9 protein-coding genes and 2 pseudogenes are annotated in these 9,552 nt (G+C 73.3%); 8 read left to right on the forward strand and 3 right to left on the reverse strand.

What is annotated here, in order from left to right; all coding sequences use genetic code 11:
* The 3 genes and pseudogenes from JNW89_RS18115 to JNW89_RS37710 all read left to right on the forward strand — a co-directional run.
* Positions 1-198 (forward strand): XdhC family protein (locus tag JNW89_RS18115; protein ID WP_238449816.1); only part of this gene is annotated, 198 nt, incomplete at its 5' end.
* Positions 195-548 (forward strand): annotated as a pseudogene (locus tag JNW89_RS37705) (NTP transferase domain-containing protein); the annotation flags it as partial. The gene JNW89_RS18115 and the pseudogene JNW89_RS37705, both read left to right, overlap by 4 nt.
* Positions 549-592: 44 nt before the next feature.
* The gene (locus JNW89_RS37710) at positions 593-760 is read left to right on the forward strand and encodes a hypothetical protein (protein WP_238449824.1); all 168 of its coding nucleotides are present in this window, start codon (positions 593-595) and stop codon (positions 758-760) included.
* Between the two features lie 122 nt (positions 761-882).
* Here JNW89_RS37710 and JNW89_RS18130 read toward each other — a convergent pair whose 3' ends face one another.
* A complete protein-coding gene (locus JNW89_RS18130) occupies positions 883-2,463 on the reverse strand; it encodes an MDR family MFS transporter (protein ID WP_238449817.1) in 1,581 nt (526 codons plus the stop codon).
* 71 nt (positions 2,464-2,534) lie between these two features.
* Positions 2,535-3,155, reverse strand: coding sequence for a TetR family transcriptional regulator (locus tag JNW89_RS18135; protein WP_238449818.1), 621 nt, complete (start codon positions 3,153-3,155; stop codon positions 2,535-2,537).
* 226 nt (positions 3,156-3,381) lie between these two features.
* Here JNW89_RS18135 and JNW89_RS18140 point away from each other — a divergent pair, with 226 nt between their 5' ends.
* Positions 3,382-4,977 carry an FAD-dependent monooxygenase gene (locus tag JNW89_RS18140; RefSeq protein ID WP_238449819.1) on the forward strand — a complete coding sequence of 532 codons (1,596 nt, stop codon included), beginning with the start codon at positions 3,382-3,384 and terminating at the stop codon, positions 4,975-4,977.
* A gap of 65 nt (positions 4,978-5,042) precedes the next feature.
* Here the strand turns inward: JNW89_RS18140 and JNW89_RS18145 are convergent, their stop codons facing one another.
* Entirely contained in the window at positions 5,043-5,672 is a 630-nt protein-coding gene (locus JNW89_RS18145; RefSeq protein WP_238449823.1) for an HAD-IA family hydrolase, read from the reverse strand.
* Positions 5,673-5,974: 302 nt separating this feature from the next.
* On the opposite strand from JNW89_RS18145, the gene JNW89_RS18150 reads away from it, so the two are divergent.
* The 4 genes and pseudogenes from JNW89_RS18150 to JNW89_RS18165 all read left to right on the forward strand — a co-directional run.
* Positions 5,975-6,922 carry an ROK family protein gene (locus JNW89_RS18150; RefSeq protein WP_238449820.1) on the forward strand — a complete coding sequence of 316 codons (948 nt, stop codon included), beginning with the start codon at positions 5,975-5,977 and terminating at the stop codon, positions 6,920-6,922.
* 256 nt (positions 6,923-7,178) lie between these two features.
* Positions 7,179-8,192 (forward strand): ATP-binding cassette domain-containing protein, encoded by a 1,014-nt coding sequence (locus tag JNW89_RS18155; protein WP_238449821.1) that lies wholly within the window; start codon positions 7,179-7,181, stop codon positions 8,190-8,192.
* Positions 8,189-9,046, forward strand: a complete 858-nt coding sequence (locus JNW89_RS18160; RefSeq protein ID WP_238449822.1) for an ABC transporter permease — start codon at positions 8,189-8,191, stop codon at positions 9,044-9,046. Before JNW89_RS18155 ends, JNW89_RS18160 begins: the two co-directional genes overlap by 4 nt.
* A 311-nt stretch (positions 9,047-9,357) precedes the next feature.
* Positions 9,358-9,552: pseudogene (locus JNW89_RS18165) on the forward strand (hypothetical protein); the annotation flags it as partial.

Here is a 9,552-nt window from a genome sequence, read left to right on the forward strand (position 1 = left end):
GCGCAGCTGCACCGGCTGGCCGCGCCGGCCGGGCTGGACCTCAACGGCCGTACCCCGGTGGAGATCGCGCTGGCCATCGCGGCGGAGCTGGTGGCCTTCCGGCACGGGGGAAGCGGGCGGCCGCTGACCGGGCTGACCGGCCCCATCCACCGGACCGGCCTGCCCGCCACGCCCCGGCGGGCGGCGGAGGTGCGATGACGGTCGCCGGGCTGGTGCTCGCCGCCGGAGCCGGTAGCCGCTTCGGCCAGCCGAAGGCGCTCGTCGAGGTCGACGGGGAGCCGCTGGTGCGGCGGGCAGTGCGCCTGCTGCGGGCCGGGGGGTGCACGCCGGTGCACGTCGTGATCGGCGCGGGCGCGGAGGCACTGCCGGCGCTGCCCGGGGCGGTGCCGGTGCTGAACCGGCGGTGGCGTGCCGGACTCGGGACGTCGCTGCGCTGCGGCCTGACGTCTCTGCCCGCGTACGCCGCCGCGGTGGTGGTGGTACTGGTGGACCAGCCGTCGCTCGAACCGGCGGCGGTCCGCCGGGTCCGGGCGGCGTACGCGGCCGGCGCGTCGGTCGCGGTGGCCACCTACGCCGGGCGGGCCGTCACCCGGTGCTGCTGGCCCGGGCGACCTGGCCGATGGTCTCCCGGCACGCGGTGGGCGACCGGGGCGCCCGGGACTTCCTGCGTGCCCGGGCCGACCTGGTCGTCCCGGTGCCGTGCGACGGTGCCGGCTCGCCGGCCGACGTGGACACCCCGGCCGACCTGGCGGCGCTCTAGCCCGATCCACCGGGGGAGCGGGTGCCGTCGGGCGGGTGGGTCACGCCCGGCTCCGGCCGGACGCGGCGGCGACATGGAACGGGGGCGGGCCGACCGGCCCGCCCCCGTCACCGTGGCACCGCTCAGTGCACCGGCACCTGCGCGGCCGCCTCCTCCTGGGCGCGTCGCTCGTCGCCACTGAGGGTGTGCAGCGGCTTCTCCTTGATGAACAGCACGACGACCAGCGCCAGCAGCGCGATCGGCGCGGCCACCAGAAACAGGTCGGCTGTGGCGGTGCCGTACACGTCCTGCACGATGCGCAGCACCGGCTCGGGCAGGGTGGACAGGTCGGGCACCTCCGCGGAGCCGCCGCCGGTCGCCGCGGCCGGGCCGAGCTTCTCGGTCATCAGCGAGGTCACCCGGTTGGCCAGGACGGCGCCGAGCGCGCTGACCCCGATGGCCCCACCCATGCTGCGGAAGAAGGTCAGCACGGAGGTGGCGGCGCTGAGCTCGTGGGCCGGCACGTCGTTCTGCGCGGCGAGCACGAGGTTCTGCATGAGCATGCCGACGCCGATGCCCAGCACGGCCATGTAGACCGACAGGACGACCACGCTGGTGCGGGCGTCGATGGTGCCCAGGAGCAGCATCCCGACGGTCATCACCGCAGCGCCGGCCACCAGGTAGGCCTTCCACCGGCCGAACTTGGTGATGAGCTGGCCGGCGATCGTCGACGAGACGAGCAGACCGAAGATCATCGGGAGGCTCATCAGGCCCGCGACGGTCGGCGACTTGCCCAGCGAGATCTGGAAGTACTGGGACAGGAAGACGGTGCCGCCGAACATCGCGACACCGACCAGCACGCTGGCGACCGTGGCCAGCGAGACCGTCCGGTTGCGGAAGATGTCCAGCGGGACGATCGGCTCCGCCGCCCGCGACTCGACGAGGACCGCCAGCGCCAGCAGGACCACACCGCCGGTGACCATCGCGGCCGTCCAGCCCGAGGCCCAGGCGAACTTGTTGCCCGCCAGGGACGACCAGATCAGCAGGGTGGAGACGCCCGAGGTGATCAGCACCGCGCCCAACCAGTCGATCTTCACCTTGCGGCGGACGACCGGCAGGTGCAGGGTGCGCTGCAGCAGGACGATGGACAGGATGGTGAACGGCACCCCGATCAGGAAGCACCACCGCCAGCCCAGCCACGACGTGTCGACGAGCAGGCCGCCGATCAGCGGACCGGCGATGGTGCCGACACCGAAGACCGCGCCGAAGATGCCGGCGTAGCGGCCCAGTTCGCGCGGCGGGATCATCGCCGCCATGACGATCGTGGCCAGCGCGGTCATGCCGCCGGCGCCGATGCCCTGCACGACCCGGCTGACCAGCAGCACCTCCACGTTCGGCGTGAAGCCGGCGATCAGCGAACCCACCACGAACAGCCCCAGCGACAGCTGGATCAGCAGCTTCTTGCTGTACAGGTCGGCCATCTTGCCCCACAGCGGCACGGTCGCCGTCATGGCGAGCAGTTCGCTGGTGACGATCCAGGTGTAGACGGTCTGGCTGCCCTGCAGGTCGGCGATGATCCGCGGCAGGGCGTTCGCCACCACCGTGGAGGCGAGGATGGACACGAACATGCCCACCATCAGGCCGGAGAGGGCCTGGAGAACCTCCCGACGCGACATGCGCGTGCCGACCTCGGCCGGCTCGGCGGGCGGGGCGGTTGTGGTCATTGACGCTCTCTTTCGGGTGTTTCCGGAATGGCTGGCCCCGGAACGGACGTGCCGGGGCGGGGAACTGGTGGTCAGGAGGCGGGCGCTGGATCCGGCAGGCCGGCGGCGACCGCGGCGAACATCTCGTCCACGAGGTCGCGCAGTGCCCGGCGCTCGGTGTCGGCGGCCCAGCGCAGCAGCGCGGTGCGGAAGGCGGCGCCGGCCACGGCGGTGACCAGCGCCGGGTGGCCGTGGTCGGGATCGACACCGAGGCGGGTGGCGATGGCCTCGACCATCGCCCGCTCGGTCTCGGCGTTGCCGGCGATCAACCGGGGCAGCAGCGCGGGGTTCTGGGCGATGACCGCCAGCCGCAGCCGCCACAGTTCCCGGTCGGCCTGCATCGTCTCGATGGCCTCGGCCAGTGAGAGCCGGACGGCCTCCAGCGCCGGCACCTGCGGCGGGGCGGCGACCAGCAGCACCACGATCCGCTTGCGGTCGAGCGCCTGGTCACCGATGAGCGCGTCGTCCTTGCTCGCGAAGTAGTTGAAGAAGGTTCGCGAGGAGACGTCCGCGGCCTCACTGATCTCCTCCACCGTCACGTGCTCAAGGCCGCGTTCGGCGACCAGCCGCAGCGCGGCGGCGGTCAGCGCCGCCCGCGTCAGCCGCTTCTTGCGGTCCCGGCGCCCGGTGGCGGCCTGCTCGGTTACGGTCACTCCGGCGACGCTACGAGGAAACTTGCGTAGCCTGCAAGTTTTTATTCTGTGAAGTGACGTTGCCGACCGGCGTTGACGCGGCGAAGATCGGAGCGAGACGTCGGCAGGTCCGGGCTCGCCAGGGGTGTGAGGTGGTCGCCATGTCGTCCGTGATCGGGCTCCGGCCCCTGACCAGGCGCGCGCCGAGATCGACCGTGGGCCCCTGCCGCCGACGGGTCGTCAGCTCGTGACCGCGGTCGACGTGCTCGTGGTCGGGGCGGGGCCCACCGGGCTGGCCATGGCGGCGCAGCTGGCCGCCTTCGGCGTGCGGGTCCGCATGGTCGACCGCGCGGTCGACCGGGCCCACGAGTCGCGGGCGTTGGCGATTCAACCGCGCACCCTGGAGGTCCTCGCCGGCTCGGGGGTCACGGACGAGTTGCTGGCCGGCGGCAACCCCGCGGTCCGGCTGTGCCTGCACGCCCACGGCCGGGTGCGGGCGGTGCCGCTGTTCGACCTGGGCCTGGGAGACACGGCGTACCCCCATCTGCTGTTCCTGTCCCAGGCGGAGACCGAACGCGTCCTGGGCGAGCACCTGACGGCGGCGGGGCTCGGCGTCGAGCGGGGCGTCGAGCTGGTGGGGATGAACCAGACCGGGGACGGCGTGACGGCGACCCTGCGGCACGCCGACGGCCGCGAGGAACCGGTGTCGGCACGGTACGTGGTGGGCTGCGACGGCGCGCACAGCACCGTGCGCCACCTCGCCGGGATCGGATTCGAGGGCGGCGCGTACCCGCAGACGTTCGTCCTGGCCGACCTGGAGGCCGACGGCGTCGCCGGCGGCGCGGCGCACGCGTTCGTGTCCGGACAGGGGACGTTGTTCCTCTTCCCGCTGCAGCACCCGGCCAGCTGGCGGCTGCTGGTGATGCGTCCCCGCGCCGACGCGCCCCCGCCCGAGTCGCCGGTCACCCTCGACGAGGTGCAGGCGCTCGCCGACACCTACACCGGCGCGACGGTGCGGCTGCACGACCCGGTCTGGATGACCAACTTCCGGTTGCACCACCGCGCCGCCACCCGCTATCGGGCCGGGCGGGTGTTCCTGGCCGGCGACGCGGCGCACATCCACAGCCCGGCCGGCGCGCAGGGCATGAACACCGGCATCCAGGACGCGGTCAACCTCGGCTGGAAACTCGCCGAGGCGCTGCGCGGCAACGCCGATCCGGCGCTGCTGGACACCTACGACACGGAGCGGGCGCCGGTCGGCCGGATGGTGCTGCGCTTCACCGACCGGGCCTTCACCGCGGCCACCTCCACCAACCCGGTCGTCCGCTTCGTCCGCGGCCGCCTCGCCCCAGCGCTTATCCCCGCGGTGCTCGCCCCCCGGTTCGTGCGGGCCACCGCCTTCCGCACGGTGTCGCAGCTGGGCATCGGCTACCGGCGGAGCCCGCTGTCGACCGACGGCCCTCGCCCGCCGCGCAAGGGCCCCCGGGCCGGTGACCGGCTGCCCGACGCGCCGGTTCCCGGCGCCGACGATGGCACGCTCCACCGGCTCACGGCTGCGCCCCGGTGGCACCTGCTGCTCTGCGGCCCCCCGGCCGCCTGGCCGACGGGCGATCCGGCCGGACTGGCGCAGCGGTACTCCAGCCGGCTCACCGTGCACCGGCTGACCGAATCCGACAGCACGGGGGGAGCGGTCCCCGCCGCCCGCGCGCTGCGCCGGCTCGGCCTCGCCCCCGGTGCCAGCGGCCTGTATCTCGTCCGCCCCGACGGCCATGTCGGGTACCGGTCGGGCGGCACGGACCTGGCGGAGTTGACCACCTACCTGGACCGCTGGCTTCCCTCGTGACGCCACGGCGACCCCGGTGCCCGCCCCAAGACCGGGCGCAGACGCCCGAGCGGCGCGCCCCGCTGCTACGGACGTGGACCCGCCCCGGCCAGCAGCTCCGCCAGCTGGCCCAGGTCATCGAGGCGAAGATCGCCGTCCAGCCCCTTCAGCGCGGCGGTCATCGCGCCGGCGGCCCGCCCGGCCCGCAGGCCGACGTCGGCATCCTCCACGACCAGGCAACGCGCCGGCGGCACGTCGAGCAGCTCGGCGGCGCGCAGGTAACCCTGCGGGTCCGGCTTGCCCACCGTGACGTCCTCCACCGTGACCAGCACCGGCGCGTCGATCCCCGCCGCGCCGAGCCGGGCCTTCGCCAGCCGGCTGTCGGCGCTGGTCACCACCGCCCACGGCAGCCCGAGCCTCGCCAGCGTCTCCAGCAGCGCCGGCGCACCACGGGTGGCGGTCACGTCGGACAGGTCGTCGTACTGCAACGCCAGCTGCCAGTCCGCTGCCGCAGCCACCGCGGCGTCGTCCAGGCCCGGCAGCAGTCGACGCACCGTGCGGTCGGCGGGACTGCCGTGCGCGATCGCCAGCACCGCCTCCGGGTCGACGCCGTACTCGGCCGCCCACACCCGCCACGCCCGCTCCACCGCGGCGTCGGAGTCCACCAGAGTGCCGTCCATGTCCAACAGCACCGCACCGACCGACGACACGTCCATGGTCACCTCCCGTAATATACTCGCACGCCGAGGATAAGGTGGTGAGACCCGCTCATGGCAAGTCCTTCCCGGCACCGCGCCGAGGCGGCGCGCTGGCTCACCGCGTCGCAGGTGCTGGCCACGCTGCACCGGCGTCCCGGCATCACCCGGGCCGCCATGGCCGCCGAGTTGCAGCTGACCAGCGGCTTCGCCACCGAGATCACCGCCCGGCTGCGTGAGCTGCGCCTGCTCACCGAGACACCCGCGCCGACGCGGGGACGGGCCGGCCCACGACCGTCCTGCGACCGCACCCCGAGGGGCCGGTGGTACTCGCCGTCGACCTGCGGCAGGAGGACTGGCGACACGCCGTCGCGACCATCGACGGGCAGTTGCACGAGGTGCGGCGTAGTTCCCACCGCACCCGCGAGCCGGCCACCGTGCTGGCCGCCGTACGGCAGAGCGTCGAGGCGACCCGGAACCGGTACGGCGCGCGCCTGCGCGCGGTATCGCTGGCGGTCGCCGGCACTGTCCATGACGGACACCTCGTACAGGCCGCCACCCTCGGCTGGCGCTCGGTCGACCTCACCACCATCACCGCCGGCACAGACCTGCCGCTGCTGCTCGGCAACGACGCGACCCTCGCCGGCGTCGCCGAGGCCCGCACCGGCGCCGCCGTCGCGGCCGGCACCGCCCTGCACCTGATCGTCGGGGTCGGCATCGGCGGCACGCTGACCATCGCCGGGGTACCGGTGACAGGCGCGCACGGCGCCGCCGGCGAGTACGGCCACCTGCCCTTCGGCGACCGGGAACAACGCTGCCCCTGTGGCGCCCGCGGCTGCTGGGACCTCGACGTCGACGGCCGTGGCCTCGCCCGCCACCTCGGCGAACCCCCACCCGCCGACCCGCGGCGCTACGCCGGGCAGGTCCTCGACCGTTGCGCTGTGGACCCGCGCGCCCGGCAAGCGGTCCGGGCCGTCGCGACCTCCCTCGGCAGCGGCATCGCGGGTCTGGCCAACACCCACGACCCCGACCTGATCACGCTCGGCGGACTCGGCCCCGCCCTACGGCACGCCGCCACCGACGCCTTCGACACCGCCTACACCGACGGTCTGATGACCCTGCACCGGGCCAGCCCACCGTCCGTCGTGGACGCCGCACACGGGGACGAGGGCTCGCTGCGCGGCGCCGCCATCGTCGGCCTCGACCACCTCACCGGCCAGGCCGCCCTCGCCGAGTGGGTGCGCACCGTGGCTCCGACGGTTTCCGGCTGATTCCCGAGTACCACCACACTCCTGGCCTCGTTGAAAGAGGCGACCCACCAGGCGTATGACGGAGTGGCCGGCCACGTCGTTCGATTTCGTGTCGTACGGCTGCCGTTCAATCGGCCTGCACGCGGTCGGCCGGTTCAACAGGTCTTCAGCACGGTGACGGCGCCGCACCGCGTCCCCGGCGTGCGGCCCCGCCGGTCAGGTCCGCGCGGTGCGACGGCAGGTGCTGTCCGGGATGGGGGAGAGAAGGGTTGAGATCATGACTAGACGCACCACCGGCCCGGCCGTCGAGGCCGAGGGCCTGACCAAAGCGTTCGGCGAGACCCGGGCGCTCAACGGCATCGACCTCCAGGTCCCCGCCGGTACGGTCTACGGCCTGCTCGGCCCGAACGGTGCCGGCAAGACCACGGCGGTACGGGTGCTGGCGACGCTGCTGCGTCCCGACGGCGGCACGGCGAGAGTCTTCGGTCACGACGTGGTCCACGACGCCGACGCGGTCCGCGCCCGGGTCAGCCTGACCGGCCAGTACGCCTCGGTGGACGAGGATCTGACCGGCACGGAGAACCTCGTGCTGCTCGGTCGCCTGCTGGGCCTCAAGAAGCCGGCGGCCCGCGACCGCGCCGAGAGCCTGCTCGCCGCGTTCGGCCTGACCGAGGCGGGCGACCGCCAGGTGAAGAAGTACTCAGGCGGCATGCGGCGGCGCATCGACATCGCGGCGAGCATCCTGAACACTCCCGACCTGCTGTTCCTCGACGAGCCGACGACCGGGCTGGACCCACGCAGCCGCAACCAGGTCTGGGAGATCGTCCGGGCCGTCGTGGCGCACGGCACGACGGTGCTGCTGACCACCCAGTACCTGGACGAGGCGGACCATCTCGCCGGCCGGATCGCGGTGATCGACCACGGCCGGGTGATCGCGGAGGGCACCCCGGGTGAGCTGAAGTCGTCCGTCGGCTCCGGCACCGTCCACCTGCGGCTGCGCGACCCGGGGCAGCGGCCCGAGGCCGAGCAGGTGCTGCAGGCGGCGCTGGGCGTTCCGGTGCAGCTCGACGCCGACCCGGTCGCGATGACCGCCCGGGTCGCTGGGGGCGGCAGCGACCTCGACGCGACCCGACACGCCGCCCGCGCCCTCGGTGACCTGGCCAGCGCCGGCATCGTCGTGGACGACTTCTCCGTCGGCCAGCCGAGCCTGGACGAGGTCTTCCTGGCCCTGACCGACCATCCCGCCGCCACCGTGGACGAGCAGGACAACGAGCTGGAGGCAGCCCGATGAGCGAGACCGCCACCACCACGACCGGGCCCGCCCCGTCCGTCTACGTACCGTCCGCCGAGGCCCTGAAGACCGTGCTCGCGCCGGGCGCGCGACCGCCCCGGCCGACGGCGCTGTCGGCGTCGCTCACGTTCGGCTGGCGCGCCATGTTGAAGATCAAGCACGTGCCAGAGCAGCTGTTCGACGTGACGGCGTTCCCGATCATCATGGTGCTGATGTTCACCTACCTGTTCGGCGGCGCCCTCGCCGACAGCCCGCGGGACTACCTGCAGTTCTTCCTGCCCGGGATCATGGTGACCAGCGTCGTGATGATCACCATGTACACCGGCGTCGGTCTCAACACCGACATCGAGAAGGGCGTCTTCGACCGCTTCCGTACGCTGCCCGTCTGGCGGCCGGCCGCGCTGGTCGGCATGATCTTCGGCGACGTGCTGCGCTACGTCCTGGCGGCCCTGGTCATCCTCGGTGTGGGACTGGCGCTGGGGTTCCGGCCCGGCGGCGGGTTGCTTGGGGTGCTGGCCGGGATCGGCCTGCTGGTGGTCTTCTCGTTCGCGTTCTCCTGGGTGTGGACGTTCTTCGGCCTGATCCTGCGCAGCGAGAAGTCCGTGATGGGAGTCAGCATGATGGTGCTGTTCCCGCTGACGTTCCTGAGCAACGTCTTCGTCGAGCCGGCCACGATGCCCGGCTGGCTTCAGGCGTTCGTCAAGGTCAACCCGGTCACGCAGCTGGTGGCCTCGGTGCGGGCGGCGATGTCGGGGTCCTCCGACGCGTCGAGCACGATGTGGACGCTGCTGTGGAGCGCCGGCTTCGTCGTGGTCTTCGGGACCCTGACGATGTACCGGTACAACCGCCGCTGATCCTGACGCGACGACCGATCCCGGACCGAAGCCGCCGGTGAAGGTTTTTTTCATGCATCGTGATTAGCAGGAAGGCTATTGACAGCGGCCGTTTCCCGGGGCGAGGGTGTGCGTGCAGTGGCCCCCGCCCCACCTGGAGGTTCGATGCGCCCCATCGCCGTGCCACGCAGACGTGTCCTGCTGGCTGCCGCCGTCGCGGCAGCCACCGCCCTGCTCACCACCGGGCCGTCGCCGCCGATCCGCTCCCCGCGGGGACCGCCGCGGCCGACGACCGGCAGCAGCAGTACGCCGCCGCGGCCGCCGAGTACGGCGTGCCGGAGAGCGTGCTGCTCGCCGTGTCGTACCTGGAGTCCCGGTGGGACACCCATTCCGGGCAGCCGAGCACCAGCGGCGGCTACGGGCCGATGCACCTGACCGACGCCGCGCAGGTCGCGTCGATCCCCGCCAGCGGTCACGTCGACGAGGACGAGGACCCCCGGGGCGACGAGTCCCGCCCGCTGGCCGTC

The organism is Micromonospora sp. 4G55, from assembly GCF_016803375.1.

Excerpts from the sequence above, each read along its gene's own strand:
- JNW89_RS18130 (WP_238449817.1), bottom strand. The coding sequence starts at position 2,463 with ATGACCACAACCGCCCCGCCCGCCGAGCCGGCCGAGGTCGGCACGCGC.
- JNW89_RS18145 (WP_238449823.1), bottom strand. The coding sequence starts at position 5,672 with ATGGACGTGTCGTCGGTCGGTGCGGTGCTGTTGGACATGGACGGCACT.
- JNW89_RS18155 (WP_238449821.1), top strand. The coding sequence starts at position 7,179 with ATGACTAGACGCACCACCGGCCCGGCCGTCGAGGCCGAGGGCCTGACC.
- JNW89_RS18160 (WP_238449822.1), top strand. The coding sequence starts at position 8,189 with ATGAGCGAGACCGCCACCACCACGACCGGGCCCGCCCCGTCCGTCTAC.